This is a genomic window from Lachnoclostridium sp. An138, from assembly GCF_002160765.1.
GTDB lineage: Bacteria > Bacillota > Clostridia > Lachnospirales > Lachnospiraceae > Laedolimicola > Laedolimicola faecalis.
Window position 1 is genome coordinate 1 of record NZ_NFLF01000061.1, and the last position, 605, is coordinate 605.

Below are 605 nucleotides of genomic sequence, written 5' to 3' on the forward strand. Positions count from 1 at the left end.
GACCAATCCACTTCGATCTGCTCACCCGGTTTTCGAGGGATATGCATAGTGGCCCTGCGCTTTTCTTCATCCTTCTGGATGTAGTAGCAGAACTGAGAATACATGAGAGGTTCTTCGCCGTTCATATGGCATTCCTCACAGTATTCTACCCATAGGAGTTTCTTGTTGACTCCATTACGCAGGAGTTCCCTGCGGATGTAGTCATAATTAGGCATCCGTTTATTGGTTGCTGATTTTACCTTGGGAAAAAGCATTTCCTCAAGTGCGCTGTCGGTCATGTCATGATCCAGTGGCCAGGAAAGATTCATTTCCGCAGCCCGTTTTACGACCTTGGCAACTGTGTTACGGGATACGCCGCAACTATGTGCGATGTTCCGTTCACTAAATCCTAAGCTTTTCAGGCGAAGGATTTCTCAATATTTGGTCATAATGGTGACCTCCTTTAACTGTATTCACATCTGACGATGTGTTCTTACAGTATAAAGGAAATTTATGTAATAGAGCCTGTAAAGTGGCTCTGAATTACCGGAATATGTGGCTCTCATTCTCCGGAATGGTGGCTCTCAAAGTTCGGACAGGTGGCTCAAAGAGCCCCGGAATAATCA

Annotated in this window: 1 pseudogene; it reads right to left on the reverse strand. The window is 45.5% G+C overall.

The window, feature by feature from the left end:
• Positions 1 to 410, reverse strand: a pseudogene (locus B5E82_RS17805) (IS21 family transposase); the annotation flags it as partial.
• Positions 411 to 605: the final 195 nt, after the last annotated feature.